The following is an 18745-nucleotide window of genomic DNA, read 5'->3' as shown; positions in this document are numbered from 1 at the left end:
CAGTGAAGGGTTTCCCGCTCGTACTATTCCATAGCCACGGATTGGAACGTAGCGTTGGAGGCAGATGTCCGTGCGGCCTTCCTGTGTTCCGCCGGGTCAACGCCGTCCTTGAGCAGGGCCTTGGCTTCATCCCGGCGTTGCCGTGCGACGCGGAGCGATACCTGGGGATATTCACCGAAGGAAAGGAGCTTGGCCTTTCGCTCAAAACGGTACGCCAGCCGCCAGAGTTTTTTGCCGCTGGTCGGAATGAACAGGAACAGCCCGCCGCCGTCCGCATACTTTTTCGGCTTATCGGCGGCTTTCAAGCCTTGAATAACGCGGTCATCCAGCATAATTTTCTCCGTGTCATGGGTGCCCGTAAATCTCCATGAATCCTATGGCATCCGATACCCACAAATAAGAATATTTGCAGTATTCTCAAAAGATTATCTGAGAATATTTCAGAATGACGATTTGTATAGATACCCTGAATAATACCCGGAAAACAGCGGGATGCAAGGCGCTTTTCCTGGACTTCTCTGGATGGATTGTTTTGGATAATATATTGAAATATAAAATATTATGAGTCTGAATAAGTCTATTTGGACATGAAATGAGAGTTTATAATTCACGCCAGTAGCGTCAAGTTCCCAACCGCTTGTGACCTGTCCGAAAGTTGATGCCCACGCATCAAAGTGTTCAATATCCTTGTTTTTCAGTTCATCATACTGCATATAGCGTTGCAGGGTATAAACTTCGGCAATGGTATTGCTGATGGGAGTCCCTGTCATGAAGTACACACCGCGCCCGTTGTTCTGACGTTGCAGATAACGACACTTGATGAACAGATCGAGCGCCTTGGCGGAGCCGGTAACATTGCCGAGGCCGGAGACATTCATGGTAGTCTGGAAGGCGAGATTCTTGAACTCGTGGCTTTCGTCGATAAACAGGGCATCCACGCCCAAATCCGCGAAATCCACGGCCCGGTCTTTTTGCCCTGTTCCGGCAAGCAGGGCATTGTAGCGTTCCTCCATTTTCTCGCGCTGTTTCTCAAGCTGCTTGATGGTGGCCCGTCCGCCTTCAGCGGCTTTGGAAGCCTCAATGGCCTCGATGACCGCGTCAATCTGTTCCCTGAGAATCTCCTCCTGCACGTCGCGGGGCATGTCGATTTTTTTGAAGGAACTGTGTGCCACAATAACGGCATCCCAATCGCCGGTGGCGATACGTCCAAACAGCCGTTCCCGGTTCTGTTTGGTGAAGTCCGTCTTGTCGGCTACCAGAATGTTCGCATCGGGATAGAGTTTATAAAATTCATCTTTCCACTGATATAACAAGTGGTTGGGGACGACAATCATGGGCTTGGAAAGAAAGCCCATGCGTTTTGATTCCATGACAGTAGCGACGCAGGCCAGCGTCTTTCCCGCTCCCACCACATGGTCAAACAGACAAGTGCCTTCCTGAATGGCCCTCCAGACCGCGTTTTTCTGATGCGGACGCAGTTTGACGGCTTCGGAAGCGCTCACCAGCTCAAGATGGGAACCGTCATAGGTCGGCGGGACGTTTGTGTTGAATTTTTCATTGTAGAGCCTGGTCAGCATGTCGCGCCGTTCATCGTCCGTCCATACCCAATCGAGGAAAGCCTGTTTGATTTCATCGGCCTTCTGCATGGCGGCGGCTGTCAGTTCCTGGTCGATGACCATGATGGGTCTGCCCTGGTCGTCATGCTGGCCGCTTTCCTTCTGCACCTTGATGGGCTTGTTCATGAGCAGGGCTTCGATAATCTTTCCGGCGGAATATTCGGGAATGCCCCAGACGCTGGAGGCAAGCGAAGCATCCCATATGCTGACGGACGCTTCCCAGCGGCCCAGCGTCGGCAGATAATTGATGGTCTGCATTCCCTTGCCGCCGTGCAGATGCTCCACGAAGTCGGCAAAGACCTGTGCCGGAACCCAGGAGGAGCCGAACCTGATGCCGATGTCCACGGCCTCGATGTCCGGCGGCATGGCGGCGGACAGTGCCTCCACATTGGGAGCGAAGCGGGCGTCCGTTTGCGCGGCTTCTTTCGCCCGCGCCAGCTTGGCCCTGACATTGCCGGTCAGGTATCTGTCGCGGATTTCCCATTCTTCGGTGGAAGGATTCAGGAAAATCTGCCCCTGTTCGCGCAGCTCCTTCTGAATGTCCTCAGCCGGACGATGCAGGAGCCGCGACATACGGCTGAAATCCACCCTGCCGTTTTCCCGCAGGGCAATAAGCAGGGCATCCTTGATGGTTTCCGCATGTTCCACGACCTGGGCGGGCCTGAGTACCCGTCGCCGGAAAATGGCGGCTTTTTTCGCTGATGCCGGACGAGCTTCGCCGCCATGCCTGCGGGCCGTCTCCGGCGACAGGCCCTTGTCGTAATCCAGTTCCAGAGACTCCAGCAGGGAATGTTCCGGGTCGCTCCGCATGAGTCCCCGGTTTGTCTGGGAATTGAGATGGCCGTATTTTTTGACAAAGGCGTCGTACTGTGAGTTGAGTTTCTGGCGCAGCGCCGTCATCCGACCTTCATCGGCGTCGGCGGACTTTTCCGTATTGAGCAGTTCGCGCAGGGTGTCCCGGATTTGAATCATGGAAACCAGACGCAGACGGGCCGTTTCATTCTTGACCGGAAAAATATCGTAGTCGCTTTCACCGAAAGCGGCGGCGGTCTTGAAGACAATCTTCCGGCTTTGCGGCTCCACGCACAGGGCGTCCCTTTTCAGGGACTGGAAATACGGGCTGCGGATGAAGTCGGCGTTGCGCGTCCTGACTTCCGTGTTGAGCGGATTTTCCTCTCGCGGAACGAAACAGTCCGCCGGAAGCACATCCAGCCGGGCGGCGATTTCCTGTCCCAAATCCGTATGAGCCGGATCGGGCAGGCAGTTCAGCGCCCCCTCGAACATTCCCCCGGAATAGGCCAGTGTGCCGATAATCTGCCGGGGATTTTCCACAAAGTAGCTGTTGACCGTGGCCGGACGCCTGCCGCCGTTTTTGAGGTCGTCCACCTCCAGCGTGCCGGTATGTATCCAGTCCCTGCTGTGCAGTTTTTCTCCGGAATTTTTCTGGAAGAACACGATGTCCGCAGTGACATCGGTCAGCGCGTTTTCTCGGAAGGCGTTTTGCGGCAGGCGGACGCCTCCCAGAAAGTCAGCGTACTGCGAGATGTGTTCCCGAAACGTGGGATCACCGGCATCCATGAAATAGCGGCTGACCACAAAGGCCGCGACGCCGCCTTCCCGCAGCAGGCTGATGGATTTTGCGAGAAAATAGTTGTGAACCGAGAACTTTCGCAGCTCAGGAAAGTCCGGGTCATACAGCGACTGATTGCCGAAGGGAGGATTGCCGACTACGGCGTCGAAAATAGTTGCTTTGCTGTTGGTGTTTTGGAATCCGTTATTTATATGTAGAGCTTTCGGATAAAGGTACTTGGCGATAGCGGAAGTCGTGGGGTCGAGTTCCACAGCCATGAAACGGGCATTGAAATCTTTGGGACAGAGGCCGATGAAATTGCCGATGCCCGCCGAAAGTTCAAGAATACGGAGCGGTTCTCCAGCACCAAGGCCAAGGCGGGAAAGCCCCTCATAGATACCTCTGATAACGGTTTCCGAGGTATAATGGGCGTCCTGAGTGGAACGGCGGGCGGCAACGTAGTCTTCCGGGGAAAGCAGACCCTGCATTTCCCGGTATTCAGTGCCCCATTGCTCATTTCTGGCGTCAAAGACCTGCGGCAGGCCGCCCCAGCCCACATAGCGGACGAGGACTTTCTGTTCCTCCGGTGTGGCCAGTTCCGCGCCGTTGATCTGAAGCTGTTTGATCAGGCGTATGGCGGCGACGTTATCCGCATATTTGGTTTTCGCGCCGCCAACGCCCAGCCGGTCTTCCGTGGTTATCCGGTAATTTTCAGGCTCATGTCGATGCCCATACTTTCCAATATCTCCGAATCCGACATCCCCCGCAAGCTCGCCTGCCGGGAGGTCTCGCTGCTCAGTGCTCTGTTCTCTATGGTTGCCTGTTGATCCAGAGTCACCAACAAATCCAACGTCCCCATCGCCTCCAGCTTCTTTAGTTCTTCGGGGCTGTTCAGCGCCCAGCGATCCAGAATCGAGTAGCCCAAACTGGTGTACCCTCCGCTTCTCACGTCGTTGATGGTTTCGGGCTTGAGAACCTTTCGTGCGATTTCGAGCGGATAGGTTTGCCTGTCGAGCATGTTGCGCCTCCAGAGAAAGGATATGAGAGAACTCGGAAATTTCCTGTATGGTCAAGTAGTCGTCCGCCCCATCTTCAAACAGCTTTTCGGGCGTTCTCTTTTCACCGTCAAGGAACTGCATGATGGCCGTGTTGGGGCTGTACATGCGTGAACCGTCTTGCAGCTCATATACGGAATCGCCCCTTCCATTGACGCCAAGGCGTCTTTTGTCCCCGTCATTTGTGGGGAAGGGAAACGGCTTTTCTGTCCGTGCCGGTTCCGGCTGCCGTTCCTCTTCTTTTACCGGTTCCACCTGCAACGACATGGCAGGAACAGCCTGTTCCTGTTCAACCCGCGCTACGGGGGCAGGGATACTTTTCTCCCGCATGTCGTCCTGAATGTTTTCTTCCCGTATTTCCTCGATCTGGTTCGCCATTACGTCGAAGAGCGACAACTGGCGGGGATCGTGTGTCTGCTTGCGCCGTCTGGCCATGCGTTCCCATCCTTGTCTGAACGGCGGGAAGGCGGCGCAATGCTTGCGGCGCTAATCCTTCCCGCCGGAATGTTCATCCGGGGCGAATTTCAGCTTTTCAGCGTTTTCAATGAAAATCCGTCCGTTTTCCTCAAGAAAGACAACCTTGTCTCCCGCCCGCACATTGAGTCTCTTGCGGATTTCAGCGGGAATCGTGATTTGGCCCTTGGTCGTGAGCTTGGCGAGTTCCATATTTTGCCTCCCTGTCCAGTCTTACTAGTAATGTATTCATTGAAAGTAAGACTAAGGCAAAGAGAGGATGCTGTCAAGAGTCTCCATCAGGGGCACATTTCTGTTTCGACTGGCAGGCCCAAAGCCTCGGTGCTGTGGTGGCGTTTTTCAAAGATGACCACGGCGCTTGGAAAGGGTGCGGAAGAATCAGCTCCCTCAAAGCGGATACGCCCGCGCAGGTAATGGATTTCCGTCGCAAAGGGCAGGACATAGCTGTGCCACCATGCCGTATCCGTCCGGGCGGGAAGCAGGCAGATCACTCTTTCAGCGCGTTCCATCTCAATTTCGTTCACGGCCTTGGCCAGCCAATGCGGCAGTGCCCGTCTGTAGGGAGGATTCATCCAGCAGACGCCATGCCAGACCTGGCGCAGTCCGTCCTCTTCCGGTGAGAAAAAGTTTCCGCACTTGGCGTTCCGCGCCGTGGCGCATACGTCCAGTTCGCACGGCCCGAATCTGGCATTCAGTTCCCGGAACAGCGGCCAGGGAGTCGCCCAATCATGCTTTTTACTCAGAAAATGCACGTTCATGCGTTCCCCCTCAAAGAAGCGACTCGTTCAGCAGGCCGCGTGTTATGATTTGCGAGATTTCGTCTTTTGCCCGCACGTCTCCAGAGCGGGCCTTGCGGGCCAGTTCCAGAGCCGTGGGAAGTTCTTTCGCCGTGAAATCACAGGCGGGGAAGCGGATGCCGCTGAGAATCCATGTGGGCGTGGATGTGATGCGCGACTGCGCGGCGACAATATCCGCGCCCACCAGGGGAGCGGCAGCTTGCAGGGCATCCGCGAAGGCATCCGGCGCAATGGCCGCTTCCTGAATCGCGGTCTGGAGAGCAGCTTCATAGGGAACCGGAATGCCGAGAGAGGTTTTCGGCAGAACGGCATCCCAGAAGCGATGTGCCGCATTGATGGAAAAGCCGCGCAACGCCTCATAGGCCAGGGCTTTTTTCAGCGATTCGCCGTATTCATCCGAGGGAATATGCCGCACGACAATGCACAGGCCGGGGTTGTCCCGCTGCGCCTGGAGCGGTTCCTGAATGCCGCAGTACGGGCATTCGAGATTCGACCAGTATTCAAGAATGTCGCCCTCAAAACCGTCCACGGGACGACCGTCCAGGCAGGTTCTGCCGGAAAGACTGTCGTGCGGGGAGTAAGGCGAAGCCAGGTCTTTGGCGATTTCCGCTTTCACGCCCGCTTCCACGGCTACCCTGTCCGACATGGGCGTTCCGGCGGAAGCGGTATGGCAAAGTCCAATAAGACAACAAAAGAAAAGAACCTGGGCCAATATAATGTTATGCCGCATGGTCATACTGTTTCTCCTGAGAAAGTTGTAGAAGTTGAGGAACGCGCAGTTGCGCTTTTTTGAGAGACGGATTGGCGAAGAACATGTCGCCCCTGACGATCTGGCCGGAGAAGACAAAGTGTGCTTCGCCCTCTATCTGTTCCTGCAAATCGCGCAGGACAACGCGGTCTTCCTGTTCCACCGTGGTGGAATTTGCATCCCGATAGTCGGAGCTGATTTGCTCATTGATGTTGAATCCGCTTGTACGCAGGACAGTGCTTTGCCCCGCCTGCCCGCGTATCAGTTCCCATGTCTTTTCCGCATCTTGCATTCGCATGAACACTTTCAAACAAGTATTCGCCACCATCTGTTGTGCGCCTTTCTTGTCGGCTTCCAGAATACCGGCGTAGTCCTGTGAAGCTACAATGGCGGCGATGCCAAGACCGCGCCCTTGTGTCAGCACGACTTCAAAGCCAGGTGTAACAATGGCCGCGTATTCATCCACAATGCACAGATACGGGCCAATGCCTATGGTATCGGTCGGCAGGGCTTCCAGCACATCCGCCGCGTCGCCTTCGATATTCGCGCCGAGGCCAACGGCGCAGGCGTTGCGAATGGCGGAAAGACTGATTTTGCCGAGGCTGGCGAGTTCGGCGGGAGCTTTTTCCAGGGAGGGCAGGAGAACGACGAGGATTCTTCGCTGCATGATGGCATCACTGAAGTCCACCTCCCCATCTTCCGCGCCATAGATGTGGCTGTAGGTATCGGTCAGGCTGGAAAGGGCCTTGCCGAAGTAGGATTGCGCGTACCCGAACTGTTCCGCGAAGGATTCCGGCTGTTCCTTCAGGTCACGACCGGCAATCCAGCCGGAGGTGGCAAGAGCCGCCTGAATGGAGGCGCGGGACTCTTCATCCAGTTCGGGATGCAGAGCCAGCGCCACGCATTTTTCCAGAGCCAAGGAATCGCGGATAATGGAGGTGGAGAGCTTGAGCAGCCCCTTGTCCCGCAAATCCACCAGCGCGTACATGACGCCGGAAATCAGGGCCTGCGCCTTGTCGGCAAAGATGGAATTGGCCCCGTCCGAAGCGGGCATGAGGGAAACCAGAAGCTGCGTCAGGGCTTCGGCGCTCCCGAAGGTAAAGGGATTGTTGGTATTGGAAAGGCGGCGCGGGGACTTGCCCTTGACCTTGCCGGACGTGCCGTAGTTCAACACGCGAAAATCATCATCCCGGCCAAGGAAGCGGGCCATCTGCCATATCTGCACCGCCAGCTTGGGCGACGCCTTGGGGTCGATGTAGAAAAGCCCGCTGGCCGTGGCCAGGGCATTGTAGGAGAGGGAAACCAGCGTTTCCGTCTTGCCGGAACCTGTTGTGCCGAAAAGCAGGCAATGGGTGAGAATATCCTTGGCTTTCAGCCAAAGCTCCTGTTTGTCCTGAAGCCGGTTGCCGAGGAAGAAAATGCCCTCCGGTCTGGCAAAACCGCTCCGTCCGGGTAGGGGATCGCCCCTGTCCGTACCGGTCAGCCCCATCGGCATACGGAACGGCAGGCGTTCGTTGTTCACGCAGGCGCAGCGGGCGAGAAAGAGCGCCAGCCCAAGACAAAACAGCGGCGTGGCGCAGGCCGGGAAAAGCAGGAGACACAGCCCCGCCGTGAAAATGCCGCCGGTCTGCACCTGACCGAGCTTGAGCGCGTCCGCAAGTCGTTGCGAGGGGGAGCGCACGTCGCGGTGCAGGCGTTTGCGCTCCTGAGTTTCGTGGTCTTCCAGACCTCTGATATGTCGTACCATGAGTTTGAACCTCAACAATCCTGTTGTGCCAGTGAGGGGTCTTCATTGGCGTCGTATTCGGGGTCGTCTTCCGCATCGGCCACTACCATGTCCGGCGGCGACTCGATGGGTGAAGACGCCTGGGCGGAACCATCAGGGGAAGATTTCGTATTTGCGGACTCGGCGGGCGGCACAAAGATTTCCGTCAGCCAGCCCTGAGCGGTTAGAGCTTCCCTGAAGCTTGCCACGGCGGGAGCCACATGCGGTTTTGTCAAAGTCTTCCTTTCTTTTTCTTCCGCCGTGTAGTGCGCCCAGGGCGCAAAACCTTCGGCCCATGCCGCGCGTCCCCCGCACTGGTTGAGGGCGTACCAGAGCGGACGATCCAGCGGACGGAGCCAGAGGAACTGCGAACTGGCCAGCACGCCTTTCTGCCGCGCCCGGTACAGGAGAGCCATGAACCAGGGCAGTTCATAGGAGGCATGGATGCTCAGACACTTCTCGTTCAACACGGAAGCATGGCGTTCCCATTGCTTTTTCAGCTTGTTGGTAAAATCGTCGTCTTCCAGAAGAGGACAGGATGCCTGCTCATTTTCCTCGCGGTAGGAGAGGGAAACGGCGTCGAGAAGAGCGACGCATCCCTTCTTGTCCCCGCCCGCATAGGCCAGAAAAGCGACGGCCAGAGCGCGACGGCAGGGCGACAAGCCCTCGTAGCCCTCAAAGTGTTTGCCGAGCTGTTCTGTCAGCACCCGAAGCGTTTTTTCCCCATCCAGCCGAGCGTGACCCCAGACGGGCAGTTCCGTGGACGGCAGTCCGTTTTTCAGGGCCTGTTCCGGTGAGAACGGCTTTCCCTGTTCATCAAGCAGCAAGCCATGTTCCAGAGCGAATTGCGCGGGTGTCCGGGCGACTTTCCACAGGCCGGAATCGTAGGATTCCGGCGAGAGCAGATACTTGCCGCGTCCCACCACAGGCCGCAGGCAGGGAAAAGACTCCGCATTGTTTTTCAGCAGGCTCTCCATATTGAAACGCCGGACAAGCCCGCCCACACGGCCCATGAAGATGGCCGCCACGCCGAACAGGACGAGCAGCAAAGCAAAGGGCCAGCGAATCCACGAGCCGGTGTAGCGCAGCACCTTTTGCATGGTTTCCCAGGACAGGGAGGCCGGATCGGCTTCCGCGATACGCGCCCACGCGGTTTGCGCTTCCTCAAAGAAGGGCGCGAAGACCTGAATCTGGGCTTCGGCCAACGCCAGCAGCGGCCTGTTTACATCGTCCGCATACACGACATAGAGGGCCGGCAGCAGCACAAAGACGAAAACCAGAAAGGCGCACCACAAAAAGAGGTGGTCGTCTCTGCTATCCCGACCGTTCATCGCCTGCCCTCCCGCTCAAGAACAGAGAGCGAGAAAATCCCTTCCCGGCGCAGCCGTTCCAGGTTGCTTTTGACGCGCCGGATATAGGCATCCCGGCGATGCGGCGTGCGGGAATGATATGAGCCGATGGCCCGCCAGAGACTGCCCGTGCGCTGATATTCCTTCCGCAGCAGCCAGGCCGCCGCATAGGCGTTGATGCGGCCGTCGCGGAGTACGGCGTCAGGCGAAATACCCATTGCGGACAGCTCATTAAGATGAACGGTGTTGACCTGAAATCCTCCCAAATCCCACGTTCCGTTTTTGTTGCTCAGGGCTTCCCCGGTCTTGCCGCCTTCGGTGGCGAGAATGGCGAAGAGCGCGGCGGCGGGCATTCCGCTGATGCGGGCGGCGTCCAGAACGCAGTCGGCCGTCAGCGGACGCATGGGCGGGAAAACGACTCTTGCCCGTTCAGCGGCAAAGGCCGCATCCGACAGCAGGTACAGGGCCACGAACAGAAAGAACGCCGCTCTCATTTGAGTTTTCCCGTAATTTTGACGACATACTCCCCGCCGGTGCCATAGACCTTGAAGAGATTGTTGCCGCCCATGCCGTTGACGGAATTGTTGACCTGAGTGTGCGCCTCGTTGATTTTCCGGTTGATGTAGGAATTGACCTGACCGCACATGCCCGCGACAATCTGATCCATACTCGGCAGGGTCACGCCGAGAGAAAAAGCATCACCGATGGCGTTGACGGAACCGAGACAGCCGGAAAGCGCGTCGCGTTCGGTTTCCGGGTCGGGCATGAGTACGTCATGCGTGTCCGATACCCGTCCGTTGCGTTCCCGAACCGCGCCGCCCACGGCGTCTTGCATGTCCTGGCAGGAAGCCGCGAAACACGGCGCGGCCAGCGCCATGCACAATACAAACACAACGATATATTTCATTTTTCACAGTCCTTGACTGATAAAAGTTTTCGGAAGGGAGGGGCGCGGGGAGAGAGAACCCGTGCGGGTGTTCCCCGCTTTTCAAAAGGGTTTCCCTCCCCGCAAAAATCCCATTACGTATTCTTGCCTTTCGCGTTGAAATCGGGGGAGCCGTCCGGCTTGACCGGACAGGTTTTCTTGCATTCGGGGTAGCCGGAGCAGCCGTAGAACTCGCCTTTCGCGCCGGAGCGTTTGACGAGGGGCTTGCCGCAGGCCGGGCAGGCGTGTTCCGAAAGCGCAGGTTTGGGCCTGGCCTTGCCGAGCTTGCCGTGGTCGTCGGGCAGGATGACCTTGCAGGCGGGATACGCCGTGCAGCCCCAGAACCACGAACCATCTTTTTTGCGCTTGCGGCGGTTCAGGGCAGCGCCGCAGGAAGGACAGGGAAAGGCGGGCGTGCCGTCGCCAAGGATCGGGGCAAGCAAGTCCGGCAGAATCTTCTTCTGCTCCGCAAGAAAGGCGTCGAGCGTTTCCCTGCCCTGAGCGATGGCCTCAAGGTGGGACTCCCATTCCGCCGTGGTGATGGGGTCTCTGAGCGCGGGCGGGGTGAGGTCGATGATTTCCCGCCCCAGGGGCGTGGAGACGATGGACTTTTTCTCAAGCGCCAGATAACCGCGCTCTTTCAGGGTTTCGAGAACCTTTGCGCGAGTGGCCTCAGTGCCGATACCCTTGGTTTCCCTGAGAGTGGCTTTGGCATCGGCGTCGCCCACGAAGCGGTGGACATTGGCCATCGCCTCGATGAGCGTCCCCTCGGAGAAACGGGAAGGCGGGGAAGTCTTTTTCTTCACGCTTTCCACTGTCCGGCAGGTCACGGCATCACCCTGTTCAACCAGCGGCAGGGATTCCTCTTCCTGCCTGTCGTCATCCTCGTCTTTGGAGAAGGCCGTCCATCCGGCGTCCACCATGCGTCGCCCCGTGACTTCCCAGCGGGTATCGGCAAGGTTGACCGTGATTTTTCGCGCTTCATAGCGCATGGGCGGATGGAATTGCAGACAGAACGCCGTGGCAATCATGAAATAGAGAGAGCGTTCCTTCGGTTTGAGGTTGTCCGGGGGCAGTTCGCCCGTGGGAACGATGGCGTGGTGCGCGGTGACTTTTCCCGTATTCCACGCGGCGCTTTTGAGCGAGGCGTCAGCCTTTCCCGCGATTTGCTCCAGACCGGGAAGCGAGGAAAGCGCGGCCAGCACAGCGGCGGCATCCTGATATTGCTCGACCGGCAGATAGCGGCAATCTGTTCTGGGATAGGTGGTCAGTTTGCGCTCATACAGGGCTTGCGCGGTATCCAGCACTTCCTGAGCCGACATGCCGAGTTGGGCGGAAGCGGCTTTTTGCAGGGAGGAAAGACTGTGCGGCAGGGGCGCGGCCTTGCTTTTGTTCTCCCGCAGGGATTCCGTAACAACGCCCTCCACGCCGTTGACCCGTTTAAGAACGGCGGCAACCTGGGTGAAATCCACCATGCGACCGGATGCGTCCAGACCGGCCTGCGTCTCGGCGGGGACAAAGGTGGCCGTGAAACCTCCGGCGGCATGGGTGAGCGTGGCCCGCAGCACGAAATAGTCCGTGGACCTGAAGTTGGTAATTTCCCTGTCGCGGGCAACGACCAGAGCAAGCGTGGGAGTCTGGACGCGGCCCAGAGACAGCGTTTCGGAGCGTCCGCCTTCTCTTCCCTTGATGGTCATGGCGCGTGTGGCGTTGATGCCCACCAGCCAGTCGGCCAGACTTCTGGCGCGGGCGGCGTCGCGCAACGGCGCATAGGGCGCGTTGTCCCTGATACCATTCAGGGCTATGCGGACGGATTTGTCATCCAGAGACGGCAGCCAGATACGGGCCACCGGGCCGCGATACTTGAAATGCTCCAGCACTTCATCGACGAGTAGCTGACCCTCGCGGTCGGGATCGCCCGCGTTGACCACGGAATCGGCCTCGCGCAGCAGGGAGCCGATGACGGCAAGTTGTTTGGCGGAATCCTTTTTGACCTTGTATTTCCATTCAGAAGGAATGATGGGCAGGTGTTCGCGCCGCCATTGGGCATATTCGGGCTTGTATTCCTGCGGCCAGGCAAGTTCGAGCATGTGCCCGAAGCACCATGTCACCGTATCGTCGCCGCAGCGGATGCAGCCGTTCTCCGTGCGGCCGTTGCCCAGACCATTGGCGATGGCTTTTGCGAGATTGGGTTTTTCGGCAATGAAAAGTCGCATATCACATCCTCATGCGCCGCGCGGAAGCGGCTTTCTGTTCATTCAGGGGAAGGGGATTTTCCACAGCGCCCGGCGCGGAGCGGAGCTTTTCGTCCAGCTCCATGTGCAACGCCTGCGACACCTGATCGCAGAGCGCGGCCAGTTCTCTGGTGGCGGAGGGATCGAGCCTGAGCGCCATGTTCAGGAAGTCGGGATTCTGGAGAATCAGACGGGCCTTGACGGTCAGGTCATCCGTTTTCTCAAAGGCTCTGGCGGATTCGGACAGAGAACGCGAAGCGGTACTGCCGGACGCGGGACGCGATGCGCCGGAAGCGTTTTCCCGGAAAGACACGCCTGTCACGGCATCCCGCTGTTTCTGCATCTCCACCAGTTCCGGCCATGCTTCGTGTTTGGGGAACCATCGGGCGGCGGGCTGTTCGCCCGCTTCAAACTGGCGTAGCGTGGTCAGCGCCCGCGCGGCTTCCGAGGCGGCCCGGAAAAGCGCCCTGGATTCCCCGCCGGAAAAGGTCTGGTTCCAGAGCCTGAGCCGTTCAGCGGAACCGTGTTCCGGCATGGGCAGGCCGAATTTCGCCCCGGCCAGCATGGAGAACATTTCCGCCCGCATTTCCTCGAAGGCGCAGCTTTTGAGCGTTTGGGCCTTTACAGGCTGTCGGGCTTCCCGTGATGTATGGCCGGTGGCCTTGAAGAACTCCCGCAGCTTCGCGGCGTAGTAAGCGCCGGAACTGTGAAAGTTCTCCGGGTGCGGCAGCCTGACGGTATCCGTCCTGTGGTCGAAGCGCGGAACGCCCTTGCCGTGTTCGACAGCCACGCCCGAACTGGCGACAAAGCGTTCCAGCAAATCATTGCGCTGGGCTTCGGTCATTGCGGGAGCGGACTGTTCTTTCGCGGGAAAGTTTTCAATCTGGGCCGCATTGAAGACCGTGAAGGGATACAGCAGGGTATGACGCCGCACATCAGGAAGTCCCTTTGCCTGCTCTTCGGAAACAAAATTCCACTTTCCTTCCTTTTCCACCGTGAAGAACACGTCCTCCGGGCGCAGCACGGTGACGCCGTGCTCTCCTTTTCGGATGCGGATGTTCAGGTCGGGATGTTCCTCCCTGACCGCCTGGAGCTGCTTGAACGTAAGCCAGCGGTTGTCGGCGTAGCCCTTTTCCATAGCGGTCAGCGCCAGACGCACCATGTTCGCGCCGCTGTATTCCTTGCCGGTCACGGGACAAAAGGGCGTTTCAGCCACAGACGGCTGACCCTGTTCAGCGTTTTCGGCCAGCGACAACATGGTCTGGGCAATGCCGTTGACAAATTCCTCCTGAACTTCCCGGCTGAGCTGAAAACGACTCTTCTTTTCATTCTGTGGCGTCTGGCTCATTGCTGTTCCTCCCTGATGTTCACAATCACGGTATCCTGTTCGTCATACGGATTAAGAAATCCGGCGGCGACGGCTTCCTCGCGGCTCATGAGAAACGCGCCCGCGTCAAGCTGGCGCTCGATGTCCGCCTGGGTGAGCGCAACGCGCTCTTTTTCAGGGGAGCGGACAGGAGTGTCGAACAGGCCGTAACTGTTAGGAGTGATTTCACTCATGACAATTTTTCCTCCAATTCCCTGATTCTGGCATGTAGTTTGTCCATTTCTTCAACTTTCACTATTCGTGTGACGATCTGGTTGGAGAGGATATAATGCTCCGTATTTTCCATCTGCGTTTTCAGACAGGCATGAAGCATGATGGCAAGCACAAGCGAATCATCCGCCGCAGGCCACAGTTTTTCCAATACGGGATCAATGAGTAGTCGTTTTACATCGGCGTAGCTTTCAAAATCGGGGGCTTTGTCCTTGCCGTCGCGGTATTGCATGAATGCCCAACGAATTGCATGTTCGGCATCCATGTAGGCTGCAAGAATTTTTCTGACCCTCAATGTTTCCTGTGCAAGTCTTCCGGGCAGGCTGTCTTCAGGAAATTCATTGACGGCGGCTTCAATTTCTTCTTGACTGAACATGGCTTTCTCCTTTGAGGTTTCGTCACCAGCGGCAGCGTTTGCGCCACTGGCTTTCAGTGTTTCGCGTTTCGCGTCTCCGTCCCATGCAGGCCACGCGGATGGAGCGGAAGCAGGCGACGGGAGTCATGCCGGTGCGTTGCACCAGATAGAGCGCGACAATGGCGGCAAGCGCTAGCCCAGCCGTCCACCAGGCCCAATGAAAGAGCCAGAGGGCCAGAGGAAAGACGGCGCGGGCGTCCAGAATGAAGATTTTGGGGGTGAGCGCGGTGTCGCGCCAGAGAACGTCAGCCATTATCCGCCTCCTCCGCAAAGCGGGCATCCAGCGCGGAGACGCTGGAATCCTTGAAACGCCGTCTGTTTTCCGGCAGCCAGGATTCCATGACGAGCATCCGTTGCCACAGGTCAGGGAAGTAACCGCGAAGTGTCCGCAGTTCATCAAGAGGTTGCAACGGACAGCAGAAGCAACTGACGCGACTGAAGAAATGGTACAAACCTCCCCAGGTGAAGCCGCGTTTGTAGCAGTAAGCCAGCGCGTCGGCCTCTGTGACGCCCCATTCCACCAGCGGATACCGTTGTACGCACCAGGCGCTGTTCTTTTTTGTCACGCCGTCCAGTCGATGCCGTTCGTCGGCGGCGAATCCGATACACTGCCGCAGGGGGAGTTCAAGGCCACTCCGGTGGGTGAGCGCCAGAAAATGCGCGTGAAGCGCATCCCGTTTGCGGCCCGTACACCAGCGAATGGGCGCGTTGGGCCAGCCCCGGCCAATCATATGCACCTGACGTGTTCCCCGCCTGGCCACCGGATATTCAGAAAACATCCAGTCAAAGGGCGACTTATCCGTTTCCACGCCAATCGGCATCCTGGGACGCAGGCGCGTGATTTTCAGACCGGTGAAGGCTTCGAGTTTTTCCAGATATTCGTACATTTCGGGAAATTCCCAGCCTGTGTCGAAAAACACGACATCGGCCACGGGTTCGCCGCGTTCGAGGAGCATGAGCAGCATGGCCGTACTGTCCTTTCCGCCGGAGAGGGAAACCACATTCGCGGGATGTTTCATCACAGCTCCTCCAGCGGAGCGCCCATGAGCGGGTCGATCTCCAGATAGAAGGCGTCTTCCCCCTGAGCGACATCCTGTTCCGATTCGGGACGGAACGGACGCATGTACAGACGGAGCAGGCCGGATTTGGGATCGGGCAGAGGCATGGCCTGAAAGATCAGTCCGAAGGAATCATCCCTGTTCTTGAAGCCCGCGCCGATACGCAGCCAGGAGGATTTTGTCTCTCCTTCCCTGACGTATTCCCTGATGCTGAAGATTTCGTAATACGGTATGTTGTCGTTATGCTGTTGCGCCATAATCGGTTCCTTTCCTGTGTTTGCGTTCGGCCAGAATCGCCAGATAGCTGTCCCTGGCGATGTTTCCGTTCTTGTAGGCGGTTTGGGCGGCGTCCTGAATCCGCTGACCGGAAGCGGCCAGCAGGTTTTCGGTTTTCAGAATCAGACGTTCCAGCGGAGTTTCCAGCAGCGTTTCCCGGATTTCCGGCGTAAAGGCCAGATATTCGCGCAGGGCGATACGTCCGTTGTTGTCCGGCAGGGGAAGCAGACGCTGCGAGATGACCAGCCGCAGGCTGGAAAGCAGCGTGGCTGCAACTTGCAGTCGTTCCGCGAAGGGAAAGACGTTGATGATACGGCTCAAGGTTTCCGGCACGGAGCGGGTATGCACGGTGGAATAGGCGGCCACGCCGATTTCCGCGCTTTCCATCATGCCCCGCAGGGTATCGGGATCGCGGCTTTCCCCGATAAGCACCACGTCCGGAGCCGTGCGCGTGGAGTTGCGCGTGGCCGTCAGAAACGATTTCAGGTGTTCGGGAATCGTGCTTTGTGAAACAGGCCCGCCGGGATTGGGCACGGCATCGAAATCGAACTCGATGGGCGCTTCGTAGGTGCTGACATTGCGCCCGCCGCTTTCGATGACGCGCCGCAGAATGGCGGCCAGCAGCGTGGACTTGCCCGACCCCATGACGCCCGTGACCAGCACCAGACCGTTGGACGGCATGGCGTGGTCAAGGATGTCCTGTTCCACATGCAGGTCTTCCAGTGCGGGCGGCATGGAGGGAATGGTACGGAAGACAATCTTGACGCCGGTTGAATACCCGTCCGCCACCGGCGTGGCGTTGCCGCGAAAACGGCGGCGCACACCGCGCGATTCTTCGATTTCGTGGGCAAAGTCATAATCCGATTGGCCGGATTTGATGAGCGCGGATACGGAGTTGTTTTTGGTCAGCCGTTCCAGCGCGGCCAATAATTCGTCCGTGGTGATAGGTCGTTGCGTGACCTTCCGCCATAAGCCGTTCAACCTCATCCATGCGGGCAGACCGGAGCGCAGATTGAGGTCGGACATGCCGCAATGAGTTCCCCAGAGCAGCAGATCGTTGAGTTCCGTATGCGTCCAGCGGATACGGGGTTCATGCGGGTAGAAATCGCTGGCCCCATGCTATTTTCCTCCTTTCTTCCGGGACGCGGCGGGCGCGACCGTGAACGCGGAAGGCGCGGTAATCCGGTAGACCTTCTGGCCGATGTTCAGCTTGTTGCCGTTGTCGGATCGGCGCGTCCCCAGGTCGGCGGACGCGGTATTGACCCGGCTCATGAGATGTTGGGCGGTGAGCAGGTGATAGAGCATGACGCCGCGATAACTCCGCGCCATGCGGGACACATTGTCGGCATAGAGCTGGTCGGCTTCGACCAGCCCCTGTTCCCAGGCTTCGCGCACGGCGGTTCGCCAGATGGCGCGTTCCTCCGCGTTTTTCGGCAGCACGGCGGGATTGGGCTGTTCCGGTTCGGGGAAGTCGTCGGCCATGAGAAACTCCCGCCAGTTGGGCACAACAGCGATGTACCTGGCCGGTTCCAGCAGTTCATAGGTGGTTTTCGCCGCCGTGGCCGTGGCGTTATCTTCAATGCGCATGGATGCTCCCGCCCGCGTGATCAGGGGCGGCATAATCAGGGCTTCATCCTGAGTGAGCATGAGGGGCGCAAAGTTGAAAGCCGTATCCATAATGGCGCTGTAGCGTTCCGTTTCCGTCACAAGCTGGCCGTAACGCCAGGACATGGCTGTCTGGAAGGTGACAAGCCGCGCCGCTTCCCGGATGGCTTTGGGGCGCATAAGCTGAACGGCGGTTTTCTCTTTGCCGGTCGCCGTACCTGTCATTTCCAGCAGTCCCGCAAGTTCGGCGGGATCGCCGTGACGCGGCCCGGAGGCCGGGTCTGCGGGAATATGGACGGCAAGGTACTGCCCGGAACCGTCTTCCCGGTACGAGGCGTCATAGGGAGTGAAGGCTCCTTCTTTGGTTATACCATCGGCAGGCTTCGGCGCATTGGCTATTTCCGGCGACACGGGCGCGGGATTGACGACTTCACCTTGTCTGACGGCACAGCCGGTCAGACTGGCGCAGAGCAGAAACGGCAAAACAAGTACAGCCAGCTTTTGTGATGCGTTTTTTGAGGACAGTTCAACCTGCTGAAAACGCTGACAAAGGATGTTCACCACGCGCGAGGCGTGACGCATGACCACGATGCAGGCAATCAGCAATGCCAGGATACCGCTTCCACAAAGAACGACGCCGGGCGTGGACAAGTCGGCGGCGGCAAAGCCGTCTTGAAAACCTTCCCGAAATCCTTTTTGATAACTTCCCATGTGGATGGGAGCCTCATGCAAATCAGGTAACGGCTCTTTGGGGAGAAGGATGGCGGGAGCTTTCATGACCGTGCCTCCGCGCCGGAAGTTCTGGCCAGTGTCAGTACCCGGTTGACGGAATCGACGCGCACTACGGCTTGCGGCTGAATCTGCCATGCGATGTCTTCCAGCAGTTCATGCGCCGGACGGTTCAAACCGCGCACCACGACCGTCAAAGCCTGCGCGGAAGGAGTCCCCGCCTCTTTATAACGGTAGCCGAGTTGCAGGCAGATTTCCTTGAGCGCCCCGGACGCTTCGCCAGTCCAGGCAAGGGAAACGGGCTGCGCCAGAGAAGGAGCGGCGGGCGGCAGCAAGGGCTGCATACCCTGCCCGCGCAGTCTGGCGAGCATGGCGAGTTCGCCGTGGGCCTGCTCCGCAGCCTGTCCAAGCGTAGCTGATACGAAATCGACTTCATGAGGAACCGGAGGCGTGGTTTTCTCCGCGCAGGCCGCAAGAGCCAGACAGGACAGTATCAATAGGGTTCTGGGAAACACGAAGCTACTCCTTCATA

General features: G+C 58.1%; 19 protein-coding genes. All 19 read right to left on the bottom strand.

Annotated elements, in window-relative coordinates:
* Nucleotides 1-23: 23 nt before the first annotated feature.
* The 19 genes from ACQRA4_RS07460 to ACQRA4_RS07370 all read right to left on the bottom strand — a co-directional run bounded on the left by ACQRA4_RS07460 (nt 24) and on the right by ACQRA4_RS07370 (nt 18728).
* On the bottom strand, nt 24-332 hold the full coding sequence (locus tag ACQRA4_RS07460; RefSeq protein ID WP_427822459.1) for an Arm DNA-binding domain-containing protein: 309 nt from the start codon (nt 330-332) through the stop codon (nt 24-26).
* A gap of 108 nt (nt 333-440) precedes the next feature.
* On the bottom strand, nt 441-4676 hold the full coding sequence (locus ACQRA4_RS07455; protein ID WP_427822458.1) for an Eco57I restriction-modification methylase domain-containing protein: 4236 nt from the start codon (nt 4674-4676) through the stop codon (nt 441-443).
* Between the two features lie 51 nt (nt 4677-4727).
* On the bottom strand, nt 4728-4907 hold the full coding sequence (locus ACQRA4_RS07450) for an AbrB/MazE/SpoVT family DNA-binding domain-containing protein (RefSeq protein WP_427822457.1): 180 nt from the start codon (nt 4905-4907) through the stop codon (nt 4728-4730).
* A gap of 86 nt (nt 4908-4993) precedes the next feature.
* Nucleotides 4994-5473: a DNA N-6-adenine-methyltransferase gene (locus ACQRA4_RS07445; RefSeq protein ID WP_427822456.1), complete on the bottom strand. Its 480-nt coding sequence runs from the start codon at nt 5471-5473 to the stop codon at nt 4994-4996.
* Nucleotides 5474-5483: 10 nt separating this feature from the next.
* The gene (locus tag ACQRA4_RS07440) at nt 5484-6158 is read right to left on the bottom strand and encodes a DsbA family protein (RefSeq protein ID WP_427822455.1); all 675 of its coding nucleotides are present in this window, start codon (nt 6156-6158) and stop codon (nt 5484-5486) included.
* A gap of 73 nt (nt 6159-6231) precedes the next feature.
* The gene (locus ACQRA4_RS07435; RefSeq protein WP_427822454.1) at nt 6232-8007 is read right to left on the bottom strand and encodes a type IV secretory system conjugative DNA transfer family protein; all 1776 of its coding nucleotides are present in this window, start codon (nt 8005-8007) and stop codon (nt 6232-6234) included.
* A gap of 11 nt (nt 8008-8018) precedes the next feature.
* Complete coding sequence (locus tag ACQRA4_RS07430; RefSeq protein ID WP_427822453.1) at nt 8019-9356, bottom strand: hypothetical protein; 1338 nt, start codon at nt 9354-9356, stop codon at nt 8019-8021.
* Nucleotides 9353-9868: a lytic transglycosylase domain-containing protein gene (locus ACQRA4_RS07425; protein WP_418720101.1), complete on the bottom strand. Its 516-nt coding sequence runs from the start codon at nt 9866-9868 to the stop codon at nt 9353-9355. The genes ACQRA4_RS07430 and ACQRA4_RS07425 overlap by 4 nt, the downstream gene beginning before the upstream one ends.
* On the bottom strand, nt 9865-10281 hold the full coding sequence (locus tag ACQRA4_RS07420; RefSeq protein ID WP_427822452.1) for a hypothetical protein: 417 nt from the start codon (nt 10279-10281) through the stop codon (nt 9865-9867). Before ACQRA4_RS07420 ends, ACQRA4_RS07425 begins: the two co-directional genes overlap by 4 nt.
* Nucleotides 10282-10394: 113 nt before the next feature.
* Nucleotides 10395-12515: a DNA topoisomerase 3 gene (locus tag ACQRA4_RS07415; protein ID WP_427822451.1), complete on the bottom strand. Its 2121-nt coding sequence runs from the start codon at nt 12513-12515 to the stop codon at nt 10395-10397.
* Nucleotide 12516: 1 nt separating this feature from the next.
* A complete protein-coding gene (locus ACQRA4_RS07410; RefSeq protein ID WP_427822450.1) occupies nt 12517-13881 on the bottom strand; it encodes a zincin-like metallopeptidase domain-containing protein in 1365 nt (454 codons plus the stop codon).
* Nucleotides 13878-14093, bottom strand: coding sequence for a hypothetical protein (locus ACQRA4_RS07405; RefSeq protein WP_418720097.1), 216 nt, complete (start codon nt 14091-14093; stop codon nt 13878-13880). Before ACQRA4_RS07405 ends, ACQRA4_RS07410 begins: the two co-directional genes overlap by 4 nt.
* Nucleotides 14090-14506: a hypothetical protein gene (locus ACQRA4_RS07400; protein WP_418720096.1), complete on the bottom strand. Its 417-nt coding sequence runs from the start codon at nt 14504-14506 to the stop codon at nt 14090-14092. The genes ACQRA4_RS07405 and ACQRA4_RS07400 overlap by 4 nt, the downstream gene beginning before the upstream one ends.
* A 22-nt stretch (nt 14507-14528) precedes the next feature.
* Nucleotides 14529-14798, bottom strand: a complete 270-nt coding sequence (icmT, locus tag ACQRA4_RS07395) for an IcmT/TraK family protein (RefSeq protein ID WP_418720095.1) — start codon at nt 14796-14798, stop codon at nt 14529-14531.
* Entirely contained in the window at nt 14791-15564 is a 774-nt protein-coding gene (locus tag ACQRA4_RS07390) for a phosphoadenosine phosphosulfate reductase family protein (RefSeq protein WP_427822449.1), read from the bottom strand. The genes icmT and ACQRA4_RS07390 overlap by 8 nt, the downstream gene beginning before the upstream one ends.
* Nucleotides 15564-15860: a hypothetical protein gene (locus tag ACQRA4_RS07385; protein WP_418720093.1), complete on the bottom strand. Its 297-nt coding sequence runs from the start codon at nt 15858-15860 to the stop codon at nt 15564-15566. The genes ACQRA4_RS07390 and ACQRA4_RS07385 overlap by 1 nt, the downstream gene beginning before the upstream one ends.
* Nucleotides 15844-16905 (bottom strand): type IV pilus twitching motility protein PilT, encoded by a 1062-nt coding sequence (locus ACQRA4_RS07380; protein ID WP_427822448.1) that lies wholly within the window; start codon nt 16903-16905, stop codon nt 15844-15846. The genes ACQRA4_RS07385 and ACQRA4_RS07380 overlap by 17 nt, the downstream gene beginning before the upstream one ends.
* A gap of 93 nt (nt 16906-16998) precedes the next feature.
* A complete protein-coding gene (locus ACQRA4_RS07375) occupies nt 16999-18261 on the bottom strand; it encodes a type IV secretory system conjugative DNA transfer family protein (protein WP_427822447.1) in 1263 nt (420 codons plus the stop codon).
* The gene (locus tag ACQRA4_RS07370; RefSeq protein WP_418720090.1) at nt 18258-18728 is read right to left on the bottom strand and encodes a DotD/TraH family lipoprotein; all 471 of its coding nucleotides are present in this window, start codon (nt 18726-18728) and stop codon (nt 18258-18260) included. The genes ACQRA4_RS07375 and ACQRA4_RS07370 overlap by 4 nt, the downstream gene beginning before the upstream one ends.
* Nucleotides 18729-18745 lie beyond the last annotated feature (17 nt).

It is taken from the genome of Desulfovibrio sp. SGI.169 (assembly GCF_050313595.1).
Classification (GTDB): domain Bacteria; phylum Desulfobacterota; class Desulfovibrionia; order Desulfovibrionales; family Desulfovibrionaceae; genus Desulfovibrio.
This window is presented reverse-complemented; position numbering and strand designations above follow the sequence as displayed.